At 54.1% G+C, this 26,034-nt stretch carries 11 protein-coding genes; 4 read left to right on the forward strand and 7 right to left on the reverse strand.

Annotated elements, in window-relative coordinates:
- Window positions 1–7 precede the first annotated feature (7 nt).
- The 4 genes from AVI_RS23380 to AVI_RS23395 all read left to right on the forward strand — a co-directional run bounded on the left by AVI_RS23380 (window position 8) and on the right by AVI_RS23395 (window position 20,289).
- Complete coding sequence (locus tag AVI_RS23380; RefSeq protein WP_012655106.1) at window positions 8–11,293, forward strand: non-ribosomal peptide synthetase; 11,286 nt, start codon at window positions 8–10, stop codon at window positions 11,291–11,293.
- Window positions 11,286–18,971, forward strand: coding sequence for a non-ribosomal peptide synthetase (locus AVI_RS23385; RefSeq protein WP_012655107.1), 7,686 nt, complete (start codon window positions 11,286–11,288; stop codon window positions 18,969–18,971). Before AVI_RS23380 ends, AVI_RS23385 begins: the two co-directional genes overlap by 8 nt.
- The gene (locus AVI_RS23390; protein WP_148213979.1) at window positions 18,964–19,713 is read left to right on the forward strand and encodes a 4'-phosphopantetheinyl transferase family protein; all 750 of its coding nucleotides are present in this window, start codon (window positions 18,964–18,966) and stop codon (window positions 19,711–19,713) included. Before AVI_RS23385 ends, AVI_RS23390 begins: the two co-directional genes overlap by 8 nt.
- An 84-nt stretch (window positions 19,714–19,797) precedes the next feature.
- Complete coding sequence (locus AVI_RS23395; protein ID WP_012655109.1) at window positions 19,798–20,289, forward strand: helix-turn-helix domain-containing protein; 492 nt, start codon at window positions 19,798–19,800, stop codon at window positions 20,287–20,289.
- 397 nt (window positions 20,290–20,686) lie between these two features.
- Here AVI_RS23395 and AVI_RS23400 read toward each other — a convergent pair whose 3' ends face one another.
- The 7 genes from AVI_RS23400 to AVI_RS23430 are packed head-to-tail and all read right to left on the reverse strand — an operon-like array spanning window position 20,687 to window position 26,032.
- Window positions 20,687–21,301, reverse strand: a complete 615-nt coding sequence (locus AVI_RS23400) for a hypothetical protein (RefSeq protein WP_012655110.1) — start codon at window positions 21,299–21,301, stop codon at window positions 20,687–20,689.
- Window positions 21,302–22,639, reverse strand: a complete 1,338-nt coding sequence (gene trbI / locus AVI_RS23405) for an IncP-type conjugal transfer protein TrbI (RefSeq protein WP_012655111.1) — start codon at window positions 22,637–22,639, stop codon at window positions 21,302–21,304.
- Window positions 22,640–22,652: 13 nt separating this feature from the next.
- On the reverse strand, window positions 22,653–23,108 hold the full coding sequence (trbH, locus tag AVI_RS23410) for a conjugal transfer protein TrbH (protein WP_012655112.1): 456 nt from the start codon (window positions 23,106–23,108) through the stop codon (window positions 22,653–22,655).
- Between the two features lie 3 nt (window positions 23,109–23,111).
- Window positions 23,112–23,933, reverse strand: a complete 822-nt coding sequence (trbG, locus tag AVI_RS23415) for a P-type conjugative transfer protein TrbG (RefSeq protein WP_012655113.1) — start codon at window positions 23,931–23,933, stop codon at window positions 23,112–23,114.
- An 18-nt stretch (window positions 23,934–23,951) separates the two neighbouring features.
- Complete coding sequence (gene trbF, locus AVI_RS23420; protein WP_012655114.1) at window positions 23,952–24,617, reverse strand: conjugal transfer protein TrbF; 666 nt, start codon at window positions 24,615–24,617, stop codon at window positions 23,952–23,954.
- Window positions 24,618–24,657: 40 nt separating this feature from the next.
- Window positions 24,658–25,764, reverse strand: coding sequence for a P-type conjugative transfer protein TrbL (trbL, locus tag AVI_RS23425; RefSeq protein ID WP_012655115.1), 1,107 nt, complete (start codon window positions 25,762–25,764; stop codon window positions 24,658–24,660).
- Between the two features lie 16 nt (window positions 25,765–25,780).
- A complete protein-coding gene (locus tag AVI_RS23430; protein ID WP_041699212.1) occupies window positions 25,781–26,032 on the reverse strand; it encodes a TrbJ/VirB5 family protein in 252 nt (83 codons plus the stop codon).
- Window positions 26,033–26,034 lie beyond the last annotated feature (2 nt).

Consider the following 26,034-nt stretch of genomic DNA (forward strand, 5'->3'; position numbering starts at 1 on the left):
GGCTCAAATGTTTAACAGGCAAGTCTCGGCGATCGCACGCGATGCGCAAGATCCTTCGGAATCAACACGCATACGGAGCTGCATCATCGCCGGTGAAGGAACGTTAGCAATTAGATGTGCGCAGCACTTAATGGACAGCGGTCATCATCTCAAAGGGGTCCTCACTTCCGAAAAAGTGCTAGCCGATTGGGTTTACGCGAAGAACATTACTGTCCTGCGGTCAGTCGAGGAGCTTGCTACTCTGCTGCTCGACGAAGGCCCTGTGGACTGGCTTTTCTCGATCGTGAATCCGATCTTGCTCCCTCCTAACGTGATAGCTCGAGTGAAGGGTGGTGCATTCAACTATCATGATGCGCCATTACCGCGTTATGCTGGGGTTCACGCCACGTCATGGGCTATCTTGGCCGAAGAGAGAGATTACGCTATATCGTGGCACCGTATCAGCAATTTTGTAGACGCTGGCGATATCGTGTTGCAGCGAGCCGTTCCCATTGTTGACGACGATACGGCGCTTTCTCTCAATTTGAAATGCTACCAAGCGGCAGCTGGAGCTTTTGAGGAACTAATAAGCCGCCTGACCCATGGAAAAGTGGAATCGTATCAGCAAGATCTTTCGCAAAGGACCTTCTTCTCTCGACACGACCGGCCTGAGGCAGATGGGATTTTGCAGTTTAATAGACAGGCTAAGCAGCTGTCCGCAACGGTTCGCGCTTTATCTTTCGGCCCGTATCGTATCAATACCTTTTGCAGGCCGAAGCTCCTCGTAGCCGACATCGCTCTGGGGGTCGGCGCCTTGGATGTGCTGGACGAGCGCTCAACTGAACCACCTGGCACAGTGATCTGTGTTGACCATAAAGGTTGGCGGATTTCTACGTTTGACCACGACATCTTAGTTAGAAATCTAGTTGTACTAGAAACTGATGAAGATGTATCGCCCCAAATCCTTGCCGCAGAGCTTGAAATTGAGCCCGGGACGCAGCTACCGATTCTCTCAGAGTCGGAAATGTCGAGGCTGAGGCGACTTCACATCGAGACATCAAAGAACAATAGCTTCTGGCAAAAAAGATTGGCACACGCGAATTCGACAAGTTTGCCGTTTGCACCTTCTTGGGCGGAACAGGGCCGCGAACGTTGGCGCGCCAGTGCGTGGCATGTTCTGCAGGCATTTGATGCAATCCCCTTAGAGACGAGCGGGTCGTATATTCTGACGTCTTGGCTCGTATATCTCTCACGAGTTACGGGAAAGAGTACGATCGAGACGGGATGGGCTTGGCAACCGGATGATTCCAGTTCGGCAGCGGTAAGGGCCACACTAGCTGACGTCGTGCCTCTACAGCTCAATGTTGGGTGGGTGGAATCCTTTGATAGCGTACGCTCTGCTCTGTCGTCGGAGTGCGCGACAGTCCGGGTTAAGAATACCTTCGCTAAGGACACTTTCCCGAGTAAGACGAATCTCCGATCGTCTAAGATACTGCGCCCGCGGCGGGCATGGGACACAGCAGTTGAATTAGTCGATAGTGAAGTGCTCCCCCAGGATCATCCGAAAGCAAATGTGGTTACATTTCAGGTTGATCCCCGGAAAAGATCTTTCCGCCTGATTTACAATGCCGAGCGGTTGTCGCCTGCCGACGTCGACAGGATAACGGAACATCTTATCGTCTTGTCTCGTTCGATTATGACACCTGGCAACGAGTTTGTGCCGGCCCATGGCTTGGAGATACTCAGCAGGCAAGAAACCGAGCTTGTGCTTGAGGGTTGGAATGAGACCTCGGTGGACTTCCCTTCGGAGCGCTGTATCCATCAGTTATTTGAGCGCCAAGTGGCCGAAACGCCTGACGTGGTAGCGGTCGAGCAGGATGGCATCAGCGTGACGTACGCTGAACTGAATGCAAAGGCGAATATACTTGCCGATAAAATCCGAATGAGGATGACTAGGCCAGACAACATCGTTGCGATCTGCGTCGAGCGTCGCATCTATATGATTACTGCGTTCATTGCCGTCGTAAAAGCTGGCGCTACCTACCTCCCGCTTGACCCGACTAATCCGCCTGAACATATTGCCGATACTGTGGCCGATGCCGGTGCGGTTCTTATACTAACCGATACCGTCGGAGCGAAGGCACTTTCGGCCGCAGTGGCGGAGGGGCCCCACACGCTCGATATCGGTGAAGCCATGTCGGCTAAACATCCCGCTGAAATTGATCTCGTCTCGGGTTTCCCCCTTATTGCTCCTAGCCAACTGGCTTACGTGATATACACGTCTGGATCGACGGGGAAACCCAAGGGGGTTATGATTGAACACGCGGGATTGGTTAACCTCGCGACGTGGCATATAAAGACGTTCGGCTTGAAGACTGGCAGTCGTTGTACATTGATGTCTCGGCCTGTCTTCGACGCCAGTGTTTGGGAAATGTGGCCCGCGCTATGCAGCGGCGCCACACTAGTGCTTCCGCCTGTAAATCTCCTGGATGACGTCGACGTTTTATTGAAATGGTGGCATCAGCAGGACCTGCACGTAAGTTTTCTAAGCACGCCCCTTGCCTCCATTGCGTTCCAGGAGAATCTGACGAACCCCAACCTCCAAAGTCTCCTCGTAGGCGGAGACCAATTGCGAAGTGTCCCTCCGACACTGCCCCCTAAGCTGACCCTGGTAAACAACTATGGACCAACGGAGGCCACAGTGGTGGCAACATCCGGTGAGGTCAGAGCAGGAGAACCAGTTCTTACTATCGGCCGCCCGATCGCCAATACACGGGCTTACGTTCTGGACGAATACCTCCAGCCCGTACCGCATGGGGTCGTCGGAGAGATATATATAAGTGGCGCGGGCGTGGCTCGCGGCTATCTTGGTCGCGCGGGATTAACAGCGGAACACTTTGTAGCTGATCCTTTCAGCCGGGTAGCCGGAAAACGGATGTACAAAACCGGAGATCTGGGGAGGCATCTTCCAGACGGTCGGCTCCATTTCATCGGACGTAACGACGACCAAATCAAGATCCGCGGTTTCAGGCTAGAGCCCGGCGAGATACAAAGGCAGCTTTGTGAGCATGCTGGCGTGCGCGATGCGCTGGTGATCAAACACGACAGCCACGAACTCAACGACTATCTGGCTGCGTACATCGTGCCGGAGCAAAAAACGCTCACCGCCGGCGCGGATGAACTGCGGGCTTACCTCCGCGGTTACCTTCCTGAGTACATGGTTCCAGCCACTTTCACGTTCTTAGAAACGTTCCCTCTTACGCAGAACGGGAAGATTGATCGAAAAGCGCTGCCAAGCCCTATCGAAGATCCTGTCTCAAGGCCGCCTTATGAAGCTCCATCCGGTCATATCGAGCAACTACTGGCGACAACCTGGCAGGACCTACTTTGCATAACAAGGATCGGCACACAGGACAATTTCTTTGAGCTCGGTGGCCACTCGCTGCTGGCGGTCAAAGTCCAAGCACGGTTACGCCAAGAAGGCTTAAATTTGAAGACGAGCGATCTGTTTTCGTTTCCGACAATCGCAAGTTTAGCTGGCAAGGTGGCTGACGCAGATCCTGTTTTAGTTGACCACAGCAAGATCGATCCAAATTCGCCTCTGATGCCCAGCGACCTACCGCTTATTGACCTGTCAAAAATTGACATCGATAGGATCGTTGAACGAGCCCCAGGAGGCAAAGGAAATATTCAGGATATTTACGCCCTCTCCCCGCTGCAAGATGGAATTCTTTTCCATCATATGCTCGGCGGTATAGGTGACGCGTATTTGTTGCTCGACCTTATCGGCTTTCGTGAACGAGTTATTTTGCAACGTTATGTCGAAGCCGTCCAAACTGTTGTGGATAGGCACGAGATTTTGCGCACTGGTTTCATGTGGCATGGTCTCACGACTCCAGCGCAATTTGTACTGCGGAAAGCTGATATTTCGGTCGAGTACGTTGATCTCGATCCGAGTGCCGGTCTGGCTGTTGATCAGTTAATTGAACGCTATGATCCTCGCACTTACCGTCTTGATCTTTCTGAGCCCCCTCTTATGCGCTTCTTTGCCACCAGGGACTTTCAAACGGGGCACTGGCTACTTCTGCAGCTGTTCCACCATTTGATAGCGGACCATACCACTCTGGAAATCTTGCATTCAGAAGTTCGTGAGATCATGGGCGGCAGCGGGAGCAATCTTCCCCCAGCAACTCCTTATCGTAACCTCATCGCGCAGACACGGCTGCGGGCAGCGGATGATGAACACCATCGCCACTTCTTCCGGTCGATGCTGGCTGATATCGAGGATCCCAGCGCTCCTTTCGACATGGTCGATGTTTACAATGATGGAAAGGATGTGACGGAGTCTGTCGTCACACTGTCTGTCGACCTTGACCGGAGGCTTAGAAGACATGCGCGGCAACTTGGGGTCAGCCTCGCTAGCATATGTCATGTTGCTTGGGGGATCGTGGTCGCCCGAACATGCGGTCGCGATGCAGCTGTGTTTGGGACGGTCCTCCTAGGAAGGAATCAGGCCGGCGGCGAAGTTGACCGCGCGATGGGCCTATTCATTAATACGTTGCCGATCAGAGTTGATTTAGACGCTGTCAGTGTTGGAGATGGTATCTGCAGGACCCATTCTCTCCTCTCGGAACTCATGCAGCACGAGTACGCTTCACTAACGTTAGCCCAAGGCTGTAGTAGCGTTCCGGCATCCATTCCCTTGTTCAGCAGCCTCATCAACTACCGCCATAATGACCCATTGCAGCACCAAGCCGATCTCGGTTGCGGCATTGAGCGATTGAAGTTCGAAGAGCGTACAAGCTATCCGATTACCTTATCTGTCGACGACACCGGGGTCAGCTTGGGGCTTACAGTTCAAGCAGTACCTCCAGTCGTTCCCGGAACGCTTAGCGGTTACATGGTAGAAGCTCTTAGTCAGATAGCTTCTGCCCTTGAGGAAACGGCATCAGTTGCGCTTGAGCGCTTAGATATTTGTGATCAGCGAACCCGTCACAAGGTTCTTGTAGAATGGAATGACACGCGGCGGCCGATTTCCGAAGCGCTGCTGCCGGAACTCTTTCAGGCTCAGGTCGCCCGTACACCTGATGCCATTGCCGTTGAATATGAAGGCGAGCAGATTTCGTACGCCGAACTTGAGGCCCGCGCCAATCGGATGGCCCGGTATTTAATTGAGCTGGGCGTGGGACCTGAGACGATTGTCGCACTGGCGCTTCCACGGTCAATCGACATGGTTGTGTCTTTGCTGGCGGTTCTCAAGTCAGGTGGGGCTTATCTGCCTCTCGACCCGCAATATCCGACTGAAAGATTAGCGTTCATGGTGGCTGACGCGCAGCCCGCCACGGTAATCGCGGTGGCATCGACGGCAGAAAAGCTGCCTGAGGATGCTCCTCTCCTACTTCTAGATGACGCTGGAGTCCTCGAACGGATCTCCGCATTTTCCGATTCCGCGGTCATCGAGACAGAACGGCACGCGCCGCTCGACCCACTACATCCCGCCTATGTCATCTATACATCCGGATCAACCGGAAAACCCAAAGGCGTGGTTGCGTCACACGAGTCTGCGCGAAACAGGGTAACGGCGCAATTGTGGATCAATCCCCCAACTCAGGCAGATGTCTGCTGCCAAAAAACTTCGATCAGCTTCGTTGACAGTGTCTATGAGCTGCTGCTTCCCCTCCTAGGTGGGGCGCATGTATGTATCGCACCGGATGAAATTGGGACGGATTTGCAGGCTCTACTAAATTTCATTGAGGTACACTCCGTTACTAGAATCGTGCTCGTGCCCAGCGTAGCCGAAAAATTACTATCTCTCGCAGAAGCAAAGCAGAAGTGTAATACTCTCGCCGTTTGGACATTGAGCGGCGAGGCCTTAGAGTCGAATTTGGTCGCCACGATGAGGCGCGCCTTTCCTGATGCTTCAGTCTTCAACTTGTACGGATCATCAGAGATTGCGGCGGATGCGGTAATGCATCGGATCAGCGATGTGGAATCCGAGGGTTCGGTTCCGATTGGGCGCCCGATTTCGAATACATTTGTTTATGTCCTCAATGATACTTTGCAACTGGTTCCGCCTGGGGTTGTCGGGGAGCTTTACATAGCGGGAGCAGGCCTGGCGCGAGGTTATCTGCGTCGGCCCGGCCTGACTGCCGAACGGTTTGTAGCTGATCCCTTTGGTGAGGCTGGCACGCGCATGTATCGGACTGGAGACCTCGTCAAATGGCGTAGCGACGGTATTCTGGACTATTTAGGGCGGGCCGACGAGCAGGTTAAGATCCGTGGTTTCCGTATTGAGCCCGGGGAGATCGAGGCCGCTCTGCTCTCTCATCCTAGCGTTTCACAAGCCGTCGTCATCGCGCGCGAGGATAGCTCCGGTGACAAAAAGCTTCTGGGATATGTGGTCAGTCAGTCGGGCTCTCTCATAGACGCACAAGCATTGCGGCAATTTCTCCGCGATCGTCTTCCTGATTATATGGTTCCAGCGGCGATCATAGCGCTCGATCGTCTTCCCCTGTCTCCAAATGGCAAACTTGATCGCAAGGCTCTGCCGTCGCCTACTTACGAGGTTTCAGTCGGCCGGGAACCTTCGACCCCACAGGAGGAGCTTCTTTGTGGCCTTTTCGCTGAAGTCCTGGGGTTAAATCAGGTAGGTATCGACGATAACTTCTTCGACCTGGGGGGACATTCACTACTTGCTACTCGCCTAATATCTCGAATCCGCTCCACCTTCAGCCGTGAGGTTGCTATCCGAACGCTTTTCGAGGCCCCGACCGTTGCTCAATTAGATCGATACCTCAATAAGTCGGATACCGCGCGGACGGCATTGCAAAAACAGATGCGACCGCCGCGTCTTCCTCTGTCTCCGGCGCAGCGTCGCCTTTGGCTTCTAGACCGGATTGATGGTCATAGCTCGACATATAATATTCCGATCGCCCTGCACCTGAACGGCGATATAGAGATATCTGTCCTAAAGTCATGCTTGAAAGACATCCTACTAAGGCACGAAAGCCTAGCGACTACTTTCGTAGAGGTTGAAGGAATTCCCCACCAAGAGGTGGTATCCGCTGACAATTTAAATATTGATATTATCACAAAGAAGATTGCCCATGAGAATCTCAGTACTGCACTTGTAGCTGCCGCAAACTATAACTTCGATCTCTCGATAGATGTCCCAATACGACCTTATCTATTCCAACTCGGCCAAAATGAATATGTGCTCCTGATCCTCCTGCACCATATCGCCGCCGATGGATGGTCGATGTTTCCGCTGTTGAGAGATCTTTCTGCTTCCTACAATGCTCGGAGCAAAGGAAAAGAGCCTGAATGGACCCCTTTGTCGGTTCAGTATGCCGACTATACACTGTGGCATCAAGACGTCTTAGGCAGCGAAAGCGACCAGGATAGTCTCATTTCAAAGCAAATTGAGTATTGGCGAGAAGCGCTTAAGGGCCTTCCGGACGAGATCAATCTACCAGTCGATCGAACCAGGCCCGCAATAGAAAGCCATCGCGGGGCGGAGGTGGAATTTGCTCTTTCTGGGGAGCTTCATGCCGGCTTGAAAGCCTTGGCAAGGAACGAGCGTGTAACATTATTTATGCTCTTCCATAGCACCCTCGCAGCGCTCCTTTATCGGTTAGGCGCGGGGACAGACATTGCGATTGGGAGCCCGGTAGCGGGACGCATGGATGCTGCTCTTGAGGACCTCGTCGGATTTTTCGTCAACACCCTCGTATTCCGTATAGACACTGCCGATAATCCCACGTTCCGCGAGCTATGTGGCCGGGTTAGGGATATTACACTTGATGCTTATGCACACCAAGATCTACCCTTCGAGCGGCTGGTCGAGCTTTTGAACCCAAGCCGTTCTTTAGCAAAGCATCCCCTCTTTCAAGTCCTTCTAGTGCTTCACAACAACCTTGAGGCCAATCTCGCATTTGATGGCGTCGACGCCTCAATTGAAAAGGTAAACGTAACCTCCGCCAAATTCGACCTCTCTTTTGCCCTCCGAGAACAGTTCGACGCGGATAAGGCACCTGCCGGCATCTTCGGCGCAATCGAATATGCAACAGACCTTTTTGATCGCGACACCGTAGAAGCGTTTGCCGATCGGTTTATCCGCCTTCTGGAGGCTATTGTCTCCGATCCCGAACAACGCCTAGACGAAATCGATCTGTTAGACCCCGACGAACGTCACAAGGTTCTTGTAGAATGGAATGACACGCGGCGGCCGATTTCCGAAGCGCTGCTGCCGGAACTCTTTCAGGCTCAGGTCGCCCGTACACCTGATGCCATTGCCCTTGAATGTGAAGGCGAGCAAATTTCGTACGCCGAACTTGAGGCCCGCGCCAACCGGATGGCCCGGTATTTAATTGAGCTGGGCGTGGGACCTGAGACGATTGTCGCACTGGCGCTTCCACGGTCAATCGACATGGTTGTGTCTTTGCTGGCGGTTCTCAAGTCAGGTGGGGCTTATCTGCCTCTCGACCCGCAATATCCGACCGAAAGATTAGCGTTCATGGTGGCTGACGCGCAGCCCGCCACGGTAATCGCGGTGGCATCGACGGCAGAAAAGCTGCCTGAGGATGCTCCTCTCCTACTTCTAGATGACGCTGGAGTCCTCGAACGGATCTCCGCATTTTCCGATTCCGCGGTCATCGAGACAGAACGGCACGCGCCGCTCGACCCACTACATCCCGGCTATGTCATCTATACATCTGGATCAACCGGAAAGCCCAAAGGCGTGGTTGTGAATCATTCGGGGTTCACAAATTACCTTCTCTGGGCTGAGAGCTACTATCCGAAAAACCGGGGCACCGGTACGCCACTGACCACCTCACTCGCTTTCGACGCTACGGTAACTAGCCTCTACTTACCGCTACTGAGGGGCAGTCGGGTCATCCTACACGCAGAAGGTACCGAGATCGAGCGCGTTCAGAAGGATATCGCTGGCGGTCCTTTGAACTACTCTTTGATGAAAATCACCCCAGCCCATTTGGACTTATTTGGGAGCGTCGTTGCGAGCGATAGGCTCCATGAGATTTCTAATTGCCTAATTGTCGGCGGAGAGGCACTTCTAAGTTCGCACATAAAACCGTGGCTCACCGGGGGATCTCCGGTGAAGATTTTTAACGAGTACGGTCCGACGGAGACGGTGGTGGGCTGCACAGTCTTCATGGCTGGTTCCGATCGGCAACTCGCAGCTTCGGTTCCGATTGGGCGCCCGATTTCGAATACATTTGTTTATGTCCTCAATGATACTTTGCAACTGGTTCCGCCTGGGGTCGTCGGGGAGCTTTACATAGCGGGAGCAGGCCTGGCGCGAGGTTATCTGCGTCGGCCCGGCCTGACTGCCGAACGGTTTGTAGCTGATCCCTTTGGTGAGGCTGGCACGCGCATGTATCGGACTGGAGACCTCGTCAAATGGCGTAGCGACGGTATTCTGGACTATTTAGGGCGGGCCGACGAACAGGTTAAGATTCGCGGTTTCCGTATTGAGCCCGGGGAGATCGAGGCTGCTCTGCTCTCTCATCCAAGCGTTTCACAAGCCGTCGTCATCGCGCGCGAGGATAGCCCCGGTGACAAAAAGCTTCTGGGATATGTGGTCCATAATTCGCATGGGCTTGCACCCGCTGATGTGCGAGAGAGCAAACTTGCGGAATGGCATGAACTGTACGAGAACGAATATGCACTGCCCTCTGACGCTCCTTTTGGCGAGGACTTCAGAGGATGGACAAATAGCTACGATGGGGCACCGATACCACGTCAGGAGATGGAAGATTGGCGAGAGGAGACCGTCAAGCGGATCATCGCCCTCAATCCATCGAAAGTCTTGGAGATCGGAGTAGGAACAGGGCTCATCTTATCCCGTATCGCACCACTTTGCGACGAGTATTGGGGTAGCGATATCTCTGGCACCGCAATATCTAAGCTCGCCTCTCTACTGTCAGCTCATGACAAGTTGAATGAAAAGGTACGGCTTATAACCGCTCCGGCCCACGATCTTTCTACCATGCCGCTTGGATACTTCGACACTATTATCATAAACTCGGTCACTCAGTACTTTCCTGAGCTCGGGTATCTCACCGAGCTCCTAGAGCGTCTCCAAGGATACTTAGCTCCTAGGGGAGCGATTTTCATCGGCGATGTTCGCAACCACCGACTATTTCGTATGTTCGAAACCGCAAAACAGGTTCGGATTGCGGCTCCTGAAGACACTCCTGCGATCATCTCAGAGCGAATTGAACGAGCACTTCAGTCGCCAAGCGAGTTACTCATAGATCCTTGCTACTTCGAGAAATTGAACAGCCACGCAGCGGTAAACATGATCGCCGACGTCCGAGTAAAGACTGGCCGATTCTCCAACGAGTTGACGAAGTATAGATACGACGTAATATTAAATTTCCCTGTGCCTTCGAGTGCTGCGGGCCCCCAAATAAATTGCGTTCAGTTCAACAGCAGACATCACGACGCGGATGTGATTGGTCAGCTTCTTGAAGCAAGCCAAAATGCACTGGTTCTTGTCGGGGTTCCAAATCAAAAGCTCGATGAAGATCGTTTCGTGTTAGCTACTTTTCGGGCGCGCGTAAAACCTTCGAACGCGGATTCCCACACTACTGCGCACCCTGGCGGCGAGCTTTTACCTGTCTTTCAGACGTTAGCTCAAAGGTACGGCCGGGACTTGATTCTCAGATGGAACAATGAATCTACCACTGGGGCCATGGACGTCGCATTTGTTCCTGCCCACATTTCCGCACAGGCGGTCTCCGGCCCCAGCTTCCCCGGAAATCACGATATATCCAGCATCCCTGCCCGGATCTCCTTTGCCGATGATATGGCACATGAGCTTCGGGAGTATTTAGAGATATTCCTTCCTGCTCATATGCTTCCCGCCTCAATAATAGCCGTTGAGAGCATTCCTTTATCACCCAACGGGAAAGTCGACCGCGGTTCTCTCCCCTCCCCCGATCTCAATCCCCGGAAAGGGAGCGATCCCAAAACAGCAATCGAACATCAACTTTGCCAAATTTTTTCTGACGTACTCGGTATTCCGGAGATCGGGACAGATGATGACTTCTTCCGGCTCGGTGGTAACAGTATATCAGTCATACGGTTGATATCACGTGCACGACACGAGATGTTGTCACTCTCCCCTCGAGACGTGTTTGAATGCAAGACGGTGGCTAAGTTGGCACCGCGGGCCGCGCCTGCTCCGCAAGGCAAAACTGCTCAAAATGAGAGAGGTTCGCCCCAGATGGGCCTAGCCCCTGTGGCGTTTGATAAGCTTCAAGATAAATGGGGAGGCCGCAGTGCCTAACATTGAAGAGCTTCTCCCGCTATCACCTTTGCAGAAGGGCCTTCTCTTCCACTCACTTTATGATGAGAGTGGTGTTGACGTCTATCACATCCAATTTACGATCGAGCTGCGTGGCAAATGTGTGCCCGAGAAGCTGCGGAAATGCGCTGACTTGCTTCTGCATCGTTATCCGAACATCCGTGCTGGGTTCGAATATGAGGATTTGGACGATCCGCTGCAAGTCGTTCTAGATACCGTCGATCTTCCCTGGCACACGGTCGATATCTCTGACCACGAGGAGCGAGAAAAGGAAGGGATATTAGATAAGATTTCCGCCTTTGACCGGACAACAAGATTCAGAGCCGACAGGCCACCATTGCTTCGCTTTACCTTCGTCAAACTGGATTCAGACAGAGCTTATCTTTTTTTTACGCACCATCATCTCATACTCGACGGATGGTCGTTGCCTGTATTTCTTCGTGAGCTGTTTGAGCTTTATGACTGTAATGGGGAAGTCGAAGCGCTACCGTCCGCTGCCTCTTATCGAGACTATCTCGACTGGATGACCTCCGCAGATGGCGAAAGTTCTCGCGAGGCATGGACGCAATATCTACTCGATTACGATTATCAGCGGAACGCGTTGCACGGCAATGTATACGACGCCCACCAGCCTCAGACGGTACTACGAACAATCAGTAGCTCGCTTACCCAGCAAGTTCTTACGCTATCGCGAACAGTTGGTGTCACGGACAGCACTATTATGCAGGCGGCTTGGGGAATTTTTCTCAGCCTGATCGAGGCTCGAAGTGATGTTGTTTTCGGAGTGGTTGTATCAGGTCGCCATCCAGAAGTTCCTGACGTTGAGAGGATCGTGGGCTTGTTGGCAAACACGATACCTCTTCGCTTCAGGGTGGACGGCAGTGAGAAGGTTAAGGCGTTACTCTGCAGGGTGCAATCCGAGCAAGCTGGCTTGATCCAGTTTCACTCGACAAGCCTCGGGGATATTCAAAGATGGATCGGAACCACGAATCTTCTGGAAAGCGTTGTGGTTTATCAAAACTATCCCCTAGGAGGAGAAAGTGTGTGGAGAGGAGAATCGTTCTCAGCTGAGTTTGTTGACTGCTCAGGGGGACAATCGCACTATCCGCTTCATCTTTCGATTTTCCCGGGTAGATCAACAGAGATCAGGCTTAGTTACCAACCACATTTGTTTGACCGCGACACCGTAGAAGCGTTTGCCGATCGGTTTATCCGCCTTCTGGAGGCTATTGTCTCCGATCCCGAACAACGCCTAGACGAAATCGATCTGTTAGACCCCGACGAACGTCACAAGGTTCTTGTAGAATGGAATGACACGCGACGGCCGATTTCCCGGGAGTTGTTACCTGAACTCTTCCAAGCCCAGGCTGCCCGCACACCTGATGCTATCGCCCTTGAATGTGAAGGCGAGCAAATTTCGTACGCCGAACTTGAGGCCCGCGCCAACCGGATGGCCCGGTATTTAATTGAGCTGGGCGTGGGACCTGAGACGATTGTCGCACTGGCGCTTCCACGGTCAATCGACATGGTTGTGTCTTTGCTGGCGGTTCTCAAGTCAGGTGGGGCTTATCTGCCTCTCGACCCGCAATATCCGACCGAAAGATTAGCGTTCATGGTGGCTGACGCGCAGCCCGCCACGGTAATCGCGGTGGCATCGACGGCAGAAAAGCTGCCTGAGGATGCTCCTCTCCTACTTCTAGATGACGCTGGAGTCCTCGAACGGATCTCCGCATTTTCCGATTCCGCGGTCATCGAGACAGAACGGCACGCGCCGCTCGACCCACTACATCCCGCCTATGTCATCTATACATCCGGATCAACCGGAAAACCCAAAGGCGTGGTTGTGAATCATTCGGGGTTCACAAATTTCCTTGCCGCGATGACTGAAATCTTCGATCCATTCGCGCAAACACCGTTTTATGCGACCACGTCAATCGCTTTTGATATCGCCGGTATGGAACTCTTTCTGCCGCTTGCCACCGGAGGCCGGCTGAATCTCTCAGCCCAGTCCGCCGCGTTGCAAGCCCAGGAGACGGTTCGTGCATTAACAAATGCTCCATCTGGCTTGTTCCAGGCAACACCGTCTGCTTACAGGAATCTCGCCGAAGTTCATTCGGCGGGGAATGTAGCGGCTTTGTGCGGGGGTGAACAGCTTACGAGCGACCTAGCACAACAAATTCTTAGCACGTACGGAAGTCTTCATAATCTCTACGGGCCGACCGAAACGACAATATGGTCTCTTTGCGCAGCTATCAGCGATGTGGAATCCGAGGGTTCGGTTCCGATTGGGCGCCCGATTTCGAATACATTTGTTTATGTCCTCAATGATACTTTGCAACTGGTTCCGCCTGGGGTTGTCGGGGAGCTTTACATAGCGGGAGCAGGCCTGGCGCGAGGTTATCTGCGTCGGCCCGGCCTGACTGCCGAACGGTTTGTAGCTGATCCCTTTGGTGAGGCTGGCACGCGCATGTATCGGACTGGAGACCTCGTCAAATGGCGTAGCGACGGTATTCTGGACTATTTAGGGCGGGCCGACGAGCAGGTTAAGATCCGTGGTTTCCGTATTGAGCCCGGGGAGATCGAGGCCGCTCTGCTCTCTCATCCTAGCGTTTCACAAGCCGTCGTCATCGCGCGCGAGGATAGCTCCGGTGACAAAAAGCTTCTGGGATATGTGGTCAGTCAGTCGGGCTCTCTCATAGACGCACAAGCATTGCGGCAATTTCTCCGCGATCGTCTTCCTGATTATATGGTTCCAGCGGCGATCATAGCGCTCGATCGTCTTCCCCTGTCTCCAAATGGCAAACTTGATCGCAAGGCTCTGCCGTCGCCTACTTACGAGGTTTCAGTCGGCCGGGAACCTTCGACCCCACAGGAGGAGCTTCTTTGTGGCCTTTTCGCTGAAGTCCTGGGGTTAAATCAGGTAGGTATCGACGATAACTTCTTCGACCTGGGGGGACATTCACTACTTGCTACTCGCCTAATATCTCGAATCCGCTCCACCTTCAGCCGTGAGGTTGCTATCCGAACGCTTTTCGAGGCCCCGACCGTTGCTCAATTAGATCGATACCTCAATAAGTCGGATACCGCGCGGACGGCATTGCAAAAACAGATGCGACCGCCGCGTCTTCCTCTGTCTCCGGCGCAGCGTCGCCTTTGGCTTCTAGACCGGATTGATGGTCATAGCTCGACATATAATATTCCGATCGCCCTGCACCTGAACGGCGATATAGAGATATCTGTCCTAAAGTCATGCTTGAAAGACATCCTACTAAGGCACGAAAGCCTAGCGACTACTTTCGTAGAGGTTGAAGGAATTCCCCACCAAGAGGTGGTATCCGCTGACAATTTAAATATTGATATTATCACAAAGAAGATTGCCCATGAGAATCTCAGTACTGCACTTGTAGCTGCCGCAAACTATAACTTCGATCTCTCGATAGATGTCCCAATACGACCTTATCTATTCCAACTCGGCCAAAATGAATATGTGCTCCTGATCCTCCTGCACCATATCGCCGCCGATGGATGGTCGATGTTTCCGCTGTTGAGAGATCTTTCTGCTTCCTACAATGCTCGGAGCAAAGGAAAAGAGCCTGAATGGACCCCTTTGTCGGTTCAGTATGCCGACTATACACTGTGGCATCAAGACGTCTTAGGCAGCGAAAGCGACCAGGATAGTCTCATTTCAAAGCAAATTGAGTATTGGCGAGAAGCGCTTAAGGGCCTTCCGGACGAGATCAATCTACCAGTCGATCGAACCAGGCCCGCAATAGAAAGCCATCGCGGGGCGGAGGTGGAATTTGCTCTTTCTGGGGAGCTTCATGCCGGCTTGAAAGCCTTGGCAAGGAACGAGCGTGTAACATTATTTATGCTCTTCCATAGCACCCTCGCAGCGCTCCTTTATCGGTTAGGCGCGGGGACAGACATTGCGATTGGGAGCCCGGTAGCGGGACGCATGGATGCTGCTCTTGAGGACCTCGTCGGATTTTTCGTCAACACCCTCGTATTCCGTATAGACACTGCCGATAATCCCACGTTCCGCGAGCTATGTGGCCGGGTTAGGGATATTACACTTGATGCTTATGCACACCAAGATCTACCCTTCGAGCGGCTGGTCGAGCTTTTGAACCCAAGCCGTTCTTTAGCAAAGCATCCCCTCTTTCAAGTCCTTCTAGTGCTTCACAACAACCTTGAGGCCAATCTCGCATTTGATGGCGTCGACGCCTCAATTGAAAAGGTAAACGTAACCTCCGCCAAATTCGACCTCTCTTTTGCCCTCCGAGAACAGTTCGACGCGGATAAGGCACCTGCCGGCATCTTCGGCGCAATCGAATATGCAACAGACCTTTTTGATCGCGACACCGTAGAAGCGTTTGCCGATCGGTTTATCCGCCTTCTGGAGGCTATTGTCTCCGATCCCGAACAACGCCTAGACGAAATCGATCTGTTAGACCCCGACGAACGTCACAAGGTTCTTGTAGAATGGAATGACACGCGGCGGCCGATTTCCGAAGCGCTGCTGCCGGAACTCTTTCAGGCTCAGGTCGCCCGTACACCTGATGCCATTGCCGTCGTTGATCGCGACCACGTTCTTACTTATAGGGATCTTGAGACCCAAGCAAATCGTTTGGCCCACTACCTCGTAAATTTAGGTGTGGGTCCAGATCGTCCTGTAGTCATATGCATCGAACGTTGTATCGACGTCGCGGTTGGCCTCTTAGCAATTCTGAAAGCGGGCGGCGCATACGTAGCTGTAGATCCCGTCTACCCGAAAGACCGCATCGATTTTGTCGCACGGGATGCCCGACCAGCGGTGGTCATTACGATGTCCCGGCACGCTGAGTTATTTGTAGGACTGCATCCTTCCGTCCCAGTGATCTCGATCGATGCCGATCACAATGAGTGGAGTACGATGTCAGGCGCGCCCCCTGAGATGGGAGGGAATGACTCTCGTCTCGCTTATATCTGCTACACCTCCGGCTCAACCGGCACTCCGAAAGGAGTTATGATAGACCATGCCGCAGTCGTCCGAACCGTGATGGCGACCGACTATGCGAATTTTGGCGTTCGCGAAACGTTTCTTCAATTCGCCCCACTAGCCTTTGACGCTTCAACTTTCGAGATCTGGGGTGCTCTCCTCAATGGTGGCCGCTTGGTATTCGCTCCGCCCGGAAAGGTTGGCCTTGATGAGGTTTGTGATCTTGTGCAGAAATTTAACGTGACGACTTTGTGGCTTACGGCCGGCATCTTTCAACTCCTTTCCGAAGAGCATCTGCAGTGCCTGTTCTCCCTCCGGCAACTGCTGGCGGGAGGGGACGTATTGTCCCTCGATACGATAAACCGGGTTAACAAAGCTCTTCCCAATTGCCAGGTAATCAATGGCTACGGCCCAACGGAGGCGACAACATTTTCAGTGTGCCACGCCTTTCCGAAAGGGATCGCGACTGAAATACCGATTGGGAAACCAATTGCGAATACAAAGGTCTATGTCCTCGACAAATGTCTTGCCCCGGTTCCAATTGGAGTGGTTGGCGAACTTTATATTGCAGGAAGAGGCGTAGGGCGTGGCTACCTAAACCACCCCTCGCTTACATGTGAAAAGTTCATTAGTAGTCCGTTTGGAGATTCGGGAGACCGTCTTTACCGAACCGGAGATTTAGTCCGATGGGGCCGAGACGGCCTACTGAGGTTTCTCGGGCGGGCCGACGAGCAGGTTAAGATCCGTGGTTTCCGTATTGAGCCCGGGGAGATCGAGGCCACTCTGCTCTCTCATCCTAGCGTTTCACAAGCCGTCGTCATCGCGCGCGAGGATAGCTCCGGTGACAAAAAGCTTCTGGGATATGTGGTCAGTCAGTCGGGCTCTCTCATAGACGCACAAGCATTGCGGCAATTTCTCCGCGATCGTCTTCCTGATTATATGGTTCCAGCGGCGATCATAGCGCTCGATCGTCTTCCCCTGTCTCCAAATGGCAAACTTGATCGCAAGGCTCTGCCGTCGCCTACTTACGAGGTTTCAGTCGGCCGGGAACCTTCGACCCCACAGGAGGAGCTTCTTTGTGGCCTTTTCGCTGAAGTCCTGGGGTTAAATCAGGTAGGTATCGACGATAACTTCTTCGACCTGGGGGGACATTCTGTCCTTGCTATGAGGCTCATGGCACGTATTCGCCAAACTTTCGGAACCACTGTAGCCTTACGCACGATATTTGAAGCATCAACCGTTTCTGCCTTATCACTTTATCTTGAGACTAAGAATATAGCTAGTAATGAACTTCCGCCGATTTCCGTGCATTCTGAACGCAAAGCGCCGGTGACTCCCAGCCAGCATCGACTTTGGGATAAAGCAAAAAAAGCTACGAGCGATTCTGCAGCACGTATTGATCACAGCTCTGAAAACCTCGTCCAAACCCTCGAAATTGTCGGAAATCTTGATGTCGGAGCATTCTTGAAAGCCAGCGACGCCTTGGTAAAGAAGCACGAAGCACTTCGGACGGTATTCAGCGACAGTAATAATATGGCTTATCAGGAAGCGCATGCGAACGAGATCTGCGTAGCAAGTTACTTTGACCTAGTTGGATATACCATTGAGGAGATAGAGGAAAAAAAGAAGGATTTTGGAGTCAAGCCATTCGACCTCTCAACTAGTCTTCCTCTTCGAGTCGGAATCTTCAAGCTTCAAGACAAAAAATTTCATGTCATTTTTGTGGTTCACCACATCGTAGCTGACGGGTGGTCAATAGGAATAATGAATGCTGATTTCGAGGCCCTGTATAACCACGTTGCTGCAGGTAGGGCTTTGTCTCAGAGCAATAATGGGAGGCACGCTTATCAATACATCGACTATGCGCACTGGCTCCAACAACGGCTTGATCAGGGCGATTTCGAGGATCAGTTTCTATATTGGAAGAAAAAGCTACAGGACCTTCCCAGCTTGGCCGTCTGCGTGACGAAAGAACCTCACGATGGTCGCGACACGGTTGAAGCGAACAAGTTGATGTTCGCGATCGAGCCTTCGACCCGTGGAGACGTAATTGGCCTCGCGAAAGAAGCTAGAACGACCCCCTTTGGTGTATTCATGACAGCGCTCCGGATTCTTGTTTGGATCGAAACTGGTGCCAAAGACATCGCAGTTCAGGCTCCGGTCGCAAACCGCAGAGATCCAGATACCCATCTGATATTAGGTAGGTTCTTTAACTACATTGCAGTTCGTTCGGAGCTCGCTGAAAATGAGACAGCGATCTCAACAATTCGGAACAACCATTCGTCTTTTGTTGAGGCGCAAGAAAATCAAGAGGTGCCTTTTGAGTTGATATACGAAGCAATCACTGGCGGCAAAGAGCTTTTTAAACGTCCGCTGGCGGAATATGCGATTACTATGGAACCTGCTGGGAAGCCGCTGACTTTGGACGGCGTAAATGTGGAATCAATTCCCAGCGTCGGGGTTGAGAACCTGAAACGAACACTGAATTTGACTCTCGTTGAGAGCGGTACATCGCTTCTTTGTCAGATGAGGTTTGATGCGAAGCGTTTCGACAAAGTGCACAGCGCTATGTTCCGTGACGATTGGCTGCATATTTTAAAGTTGGTCACAACTGACCCCGGAATTTCTTTGTTAACTATTAGAGAGAAGCTAGTCACGTCTAGACGTGATTCTCATGACTAGTAGGCCCGCATATAATTCCAAAGCGACACCACGGAGAGTACCCAGCCTCCCAGCCATTGAAGTATTTTGGAGCTCGGTTCATTGCAGCGAAAGCGACCCTCGGTCCATGTGGAGGTATCTCTCTGCCGATGAGAAGGAGCGAGCTCGAAAATATCGTTACGAATCGCACCGTGACACGTTCGTGATGGGGCGAGGGCTACTTCGTACGTTACTTTCGGAGCGGCTTAAGGTTCCAGAGCAAGAAATCCGATTCGTTTACGGCCCGTTCGGAAAGCCCCATCTGCTAGATTACAACAACAATGAGCGAATTCATTTTAATGTTTCAAACGCCGAAGATGTTGTGGCCATAGCCATGTCCTCGACGACCCGTGTTGGGATCGACGTTGAGCGGAAGAAAAACGAGAGTTACGAGGAGATTTATCCTTTTGTACTTTCCGACCGGGAACTCCATGAAGTTCGCGGTGCGGACCCGCAGCTGCGTGGTGCCGCATTCATTTCGTGCTGGACGCGCAAAGAGGCTTTGGTAAAGGCAGCCGGCCTGAGCATCTCGAGTCTCGCCACTATCGAACTTTCAAACGAGCAAAACCGCATCCAGCTTTGCGCGGCGGACTGGGATGGAACTAAGCATCTTAGGAAGTTTAGCGCTTGGGACGAATCATTGATCGCTGGGTTTTCGGTTTCAATTGCTTGCGACAGTGCAAGGGCAACGGTAAAATCGCACCGCCACTGCTTCAAGACCTGACATACTTGACGATTAGGAAGTGGAGCCGTTAATTTCGTATTGTTATCGCGAGGGGCGGCACGCGTCAGAATTAGGATCGGACTTGTGGACAAAGAGATAGACAGCTTGAAGACGGGAAGAGGATTGGTAAGAAGCCTCGACCCCGAAATTGAAAAGCCGCATTATCGAATGGCGATATCGGCTAATGGAGGTCAAGTTCCCTCAATGGGGGAAATGGAAAGAAAGCTGTCTGCATTCTTGCGGAAGATGCGCGAACAGGCAGGATTAACGCGGGCGGAATTTGCTCCTCTACTTGGCCTGTCCGTCCCTGTGTACAGCAGATACGAGCGCGCATTTTCGAAGATTCATGTCACGAGACTCCTTCACGTCTGCGAACTGCTTGGTCTATCTCCGGTCGAAATGTTATATGAAGCCGCGCCCCACCTGTGGGGCTCCACTGATGAAGAGGCTGAAGATAGGTTCAGACTTGTGGCGCTCGTTCTCAAGCTGCCCCACCGGACAACGAGAGACTTGATGCGGATGGTCGAGCATCTGGGGCAAATGGAAAATGGGAGAGTAGCAACCAAGCCTTATTGAGATCCATATGTAGTGGCGGTGACTGCGGGCGCGGGGAGTCTCACCCACGTACCCACATTGAACCCGATAAAAATTGCCAGAGCTCAGCGTTGACATGCCACCCAATGTCAGCCGGGGGGTAAAGTTTAAGATCGAACTACTGTCTATCTGCCTCCCACGCCTTCAATGAGATCGCGTCCTATCACGAAGCATCCGGTTGAAGCATTACTTCTGTCGAGCACTTTCGGCGTTGGTCTCGCAAGGACGGCGCCGCCTCGTTCGAGGACGCGTGCCAATTATGCGCACGGTCGAAATCGTATAGCCAGAGGATGCTGACTGATGGAGGCACGCTTTACACTCTGGAGTGTTCTGGTGGCGACCGATCCGGACGGCCCCCGAGGCGTGATTTATCCACTAGCTAACGTCCGTCAGGATCCAATTTCAGTAGCACTCGATCCTCCCAATCCTTGCGGTTCCAGACGTGTAAACCGCGTCTGGTTTGATCATCGGCATTGCTCCCAAGCACCTTTCCGTCAAATTCGATGCTGATCTTCCCACTGGCCTGAAGGCCCACGGCGTTCAGGTCTGCCAAGGCATTTACCGGTACTTCCGGCGACGAAATCACAATCGTTCCATCGGCCTCGCGGCGGATGGTCAGAAAATTGTGGCTGCCGCCCCGGGTGTTGGGGAATCCGACCACCGGCGCGGCTTCTGTGAGTTCGCCGTCGACCTTCATGGCGACGTCGTACCGGCCTTGGCTGACATAGGCGAAACGGGTCATACCCGGGAGCGCCAGTGCAGGAGCTTCTTGCGCTTTCATCTGCGCTTCGTGGTTTGGCGGGATGGCTTGTCCCTTCGCCAGCGCACCGACGGTACGCGGTTCGGCCACCCTGCCCTCGAGGACCGCGTGATACCGGTAGCCGGTCATGACTATGGTAGCGTCGAGCCGTTCGGGCAGCACGCAACCGCTCAAGAGAGCGGCCACGCCGATGATGACAGGGAGTTGCAGTCCCTTGCGCGAGAGTATTGGCATTTACCGCTCCACATATCCGGTTTGATAGGCGCCGGGGAGAACAATGTCCTGATCCACGAGGATGTTGAACTGGTACCCCGGCCGAATTTCCAGCGTCGGCTGGATATTCATGTTCTTGTCGATGGTCCTGTCAGCAACCCGGCCGAAAGTCTCCGCGAAGTTGCGGCGGGCCGCATCCGTCGGATCGTTCTGCGTGACGCCGAAGGCGTTACTGTTGCTCTCTGGCAAAGCCATGTCGACACCGGTTCCGATCGCGGCGACCAGGATTGCCGAACCCCAAACCCGCCAGAAATGGTTCTTCACCTTGTCCTTGAACCCGCCGTACCCTTGGGTATCGACGCCAGCCATACCGCCGATTTGAAGTGTCGACCCGTTTGGGAAAATGATGTCGGTCCAGACAACCAAGGCCCGTGACTGACCATAGGACACTTCGGAATCGTACCGGCCAAACAGTTTCGTCCCTTGCGGGATCAGAAGCCTGTGGCCGGTCGCGCTGTCATAGACGTGCTGGCGCACCTGCGCGGTGATCCGCCCCGGTAAGTCTGAATTGATGCCGGTGATCAATGTCGCCGGGATCACCGAACCACGTTTTAGCTCGAAAGGCGATTGCTGCGGTACGATCTGGTTGGGAAGATAGCCCGCATCGGCAATATCCTTGTTCAGAAACGAGATCTTGCCTTGCTGGTTGTTGGGATCGGCCATCCCGCCTGGCCCCGCGCCAGCCGCACGCATGGCTGCGGAAAGAAGGTCCGCCGTGCCATTCGGGCTCGTCAGGCCGTTCGCCTGCCCCTGCCCTTGCTGGCCTATGCCCTGTTGCTGAGTGACTTTCCCTATGTCGACGGCCATCGGACTGTTGCGAGCATTCGCCTGTGCTTGCATCGCCGCCAGCCTCTGGCGGTTCTGCTCGCGCAACAGAGCCTCTTCATGCTCACGCTTTAGGCGTTCACGCCAATCCGCTTCCGGCTCGAGGGGCGTTTCCGCTTGCTGCGTCGTCGGCCGTTGGCGCGACCCCGGCTGGAATGGGTTCACGCCTTCCGGAAGTTCCATCGGTGTCTCGCCGGGCGTGATAATTAGCGGATCTTGCCTTTGAGGCTCGTTGACGCCGTCACCGATATTGCGCTTCAGCTCGTCGGCAAAATCGGACGCCGGTTGGCCGACCGATTGCTCCGGCTGGGCACCACGATTTCCGATCAGGCCGCGTTGCGCCATGCCCCAGATCACGACGACCACGAGGATGACGATCAGTGCAATAAAGAAGAAGATCGGAAGGCGATTCAGCCGACGGATTTTTGGCCGCTCATCATCCTCCTCAGCTGATCCAAGATCGATTGAACTCATACCCCTGCCCTCTTTACGTTTCGCCGTGCTTCATGACCGAAAGCGGGCTTGAGGCCACTGCACCTGTCTTCGTCGCCTGATATTGACGGGCCAGTTCGACGCCCGGCGTCGAAACCCGCGCGATCACGTCGCCATCCAGCGAATCCACGGTATAGGCAAGCGCGATAGCTTTGGGGCCGGTCGCGGTCGCATCGACCGCGTAGCCCCATTCACGCAAATGCTTCTCAAACGCAGATGCGAATGCGGTGTTGTCAGTCTTGAGAACAATGGTACCGGTTCCCGGACCGACGTGTTCGGCAAGCCGGGCAACCATGTCGGCGGCAACAGCATCGGCGGCCGGCGCCTGGAGATTAGCGGCATCCATGCTGGTTTGAGGGGAGAAATAGCCGCCCGACGTCGTGCAGGCCGCAAGCGAGGCAGAAACGATACCGATCGCGAGAACGCGTACGAGTGTGGAGTTTCCCTGCATGGATTAACCCCTCCTGCTGATGGTGATTTTCTGCTGCTGCCGACCGACGCCCGAAATCAGAACGGCCCGATCGATTAGATAATCGACCACCATCATGTTGTTGTTCAGTCGGTAGTTGACGATCTGGTTCTGTCCTCCGGACACGACATAGAGGACTGGGGCATCGCCACTTCTCATTTGGCCGGGGAACTGAATGTACGTCTTCGTCCCGTCGGTATAGATCCGGGTTGGTTTCCAGCGGGCGGAGCCGCGCATGGAAAAATCAAAACGGAGGTTTTCGGCTGGAATGCCAGCACCCGGAATGATGCTATCCGAGATCTTCTGGTTTACCGCCGCTAGCTGCTGGCGAACGTCTTCGGGGTATTTGAAGGCGACGCGCGCCATATAGCGTGTGCCGTCGGACTGCAGATTGATATGATAGGTCCGGCGTGACGTCGTAATGACCATCGAAGTCTTCAAACCGGCTTCGGCAGGCTTGACGATCAGGCTGATACGCTGTCCCTGCGGCGAACCAGACGACGCGGGCTCAACCTGCCATCGAACAGTGTCACCGACGAGAACATCGCGCACGGCCTCTCCGGGCTGCAGCTGCACCTCACAAAGCTGCAAGGGTGCGCAGACGACGGTCGGCTGCGTTTCGCCAAACAGATAGATGACCTGTCCGTCAGGTCCGCGTGTCATGACAGCGCCGGCGTCCTGCCATTGGCCTGAAAGCCGGGTGCCCTTGCTTGCGTTGTAGTCGGCAGCACCGCCCAGGGTGGGCGCGGCAGTCAAAAGGACCAGTGCGGTCACAACGCTCGCACGCAATTTCGTCAATTTGAACATAGTCTCTCCGCGAGCGTCTTAAAGTTGGGCCGTCCAATCGAAGTCCTTGAGGTAAAGACCGATCGGGTTGAGGCGAATGATAGCTTCGTCCTGGGGCGGCGACAGGGTCACGGTGGCGATCCCGCGCCATCGCCGGGTCCGCAGTTCCTTGCCCGCCCGATCGCGCTCGATCTCAGTCCAGTCGATCTGGTACGACTGGTTGGAGAGGGCCACGATGTTGTTGATCTCGACGGACACCGTCACTGTCCGGGCGCGATCGAAGGGCGAGTTATTCCGGAACCAGTTGTTGACCTTTTCCGTGGAGGGGTCAGTGCGCCGAAGCATCGCATAGGTGCGGTCGATATAGCCCTTCTGGACCACATTATCCGGCGTGATCGATCGGAAGTTATAAACGAACTGGCCGAGCATGTTGCGAACGACGCGCTCGTCGGCATATTCGATCTGTGCCGGGAACCCGCCCGTAACAGAATTTCCGAGCGTGTCGACCTGCACGATATAGGGGACAAGCTTGACCTGGCTGGCCTGATAGAGCGCGAAGCCGAAACCCACCGTCGCCATCACCAGCGAAACCGATCCGACGGTCATCCATGCTCTGGCTGCGCGGTTGGCGCCGCCCATGCGCTCATTCCATTCGTGACGCGCCGCCAGATACGGGTTGTCGAAATGCTTCAGCTTTTTGGCCATGGCCTGATCCTGTTTCCTGACAAGTTGCGAGCCATGCCGCCTATTTCGATGTTTTGTGGTTGCGCAGTCCCATCGACCTCGATGGGCCGCCCGCGCCCGAGCCATGCGAACCCATGGCGGCTTTTGCTGCCGTTCCGGCTAAAGCCGAGCCGCCTGCCCTCACGCCCGCGGAGGCCTGACCCAGAATGCCAGCGCCGGCGGCCTTGGCAGTACCTGCCGCTGCGACGCCAGCGCCGACACCCGCGACCGTCGAAGCCGCAAAAGCAGTGACCTGTGCGCTGGATCTCATGGCTTCCATGCCGCTGCTGACCGACACGCCCTGTACGACGCCCTGGATGATATTCGGCACGTAGATCGCAATCATGAAGATGACGACGGACAGGCCCGCGATGACGAGGCTCGCAAGCAGTTCTTCTCCAGTGTTGGCATCGTTCGAAAGGCCGATCAGGATCTCCGAGCCGATGCGCGCGATCATCACGAGCGCCATCAGCTTCATGCCCACCGAGAAGGCATAGACGAGATATTTGATCGCGAAGTCCTTGGTGAAGCTCGACCCGCCGAGTCCGAGCATGATCATGCCGGCGAGCAGGCCGACATACATCTCCACCAGCACCGAAACGAAAATCGCGGCCACGAGCGAGAAAGAGATCACCACGACAATCATGGCGATGATGATGCCAATCGCCATTGCGTTGTCTTCGAAAATGCCGAACTTGACCTTTTCCGACAGGGTGCTCGCCACCTTGATGCCGGCATTGAAGACATCCGCTGGCGAAGCCGTCCCGCCGTTCGCCCCCAGCTGAAACAGACTGTCGACGACAGCTTTCGCGAAGTCGGGTCCCTGCTGCAGGACAAACAGGAAAAAGCCGATGAAGATAATACGCCGTATCAGCTCTGCGACCCACGTATCGAGCGATGGCGCTGCAATGGCGAACCACACGGCGGCAATACCAAATTCTATTCCCGCCAGGATCCAGAACAGTGACCTTGCCGCATTCATGACGGTGTCTTGCCACCCTTGAGTGGCCGAGCGGACATTGTTTTCCAGGTTTGTAAGGATCGATCCATCCGCTGCCAGGGCGGGTTCCACCGCGGCGAGTGCGACGATGGCGAAAGGCGCCAATCTCAAAACCAGTGCTGCACGCATGGGAAAACCTTTCAGATCACCAACGGGGGGCCATTTTTTGCCCGCCGGTCGTCGGATAATCATCCGGGTTGGAGTTCATCAGTTTGCGCGTGCGCTCGGCCGCGGCTGCCCGCGCCGCCGCTTCCTCTTCCGCAAGCGCGACCTGTCTTGAGAGCAACGCCTTCATTTCCGGATCGGCAGTGGGGATCGCGACATAGGAAATCGCGCCGCCGGCCACGGCGGAGAAAAGGGCGACAAGGATGACGATGGGAAGTTTCACCTGTGCCATAC

The sequence above is a fragment of the Allorhizobium ampelinum S4 genome, from assembly GCF_000016285.1.
GTDB lineage: Bacteria > Pseudomonadota > Alphaproteobacteria > Rhizobiales > Rhizobiaceae > Allorhizobium > Allorhizobium ampelinum.

Excerpts from the sequence above, each read along its gene's own strand:
- AVI_RS23380 (WP_012655106.1), top strand. The coding sequence starts at position 8 with ATGTTTAACAGGCAAGTCTCGGCGATCGCACGCGATGCGCAAGATCCT.
- AVI_RS23390 (WP_148213979.1), top strand. The coding sequence starts at position 18,964 with ATGACTAGTAGGCCCGCATATAATTCCAAAGCGACACCACGGAGAGTA.
- AVI_RS23400 (WP_012655110.1), bottom strand. The coding sequence starts at position 21,301 with ATGCCAATACTCTCGCGCAAGGGACTGCAACTCCCTGTCATCATCGGC.
- trbI (WP_012655111.1), bottom strand. The coding sequence starts at position 22,639 with ATGAGTTCAATCGATCTTGGATCAGCTGAGGAGGATGATGAGCGGCCA.
- trbH (WP_012655112.1), bottom strand. The coding sequence starts at position 23,108 with ATGCAGGGAAACTCCACACTCGTACGCGTTCTCGCGATCGGTATCGTT.
- trbG (WP_012655113.1), bottom strand. The coding sequence starts at position 23,933 with ATGTTCAAATTGACGAAATTGCGTGCGAGCGTTGTGACCGCACTGGTC.
- trbF (WP_012655114.1), bottom strand. The coding sequence starts at position 24,617 with ATGGCCAAAAAGCTGAAGCATTTCGACAACCCGTATCTGGCGGCGCGT.
- trbL (WP_012655115.1), bottom strand. The coding sequence starts at position 25,764 with ATGCGTGCAGCACTGGTTTTGAGATTGGCGCCTTTCGCCATCGTCGCA.
- AVI_RS23430 (WP_041699212.1), bottom strand. The coding sequence starts at position 26,032 with ATGGCACAGGTGAAACTTCCCATCGTCATCCTTGTCGCCCTTTTCTCC.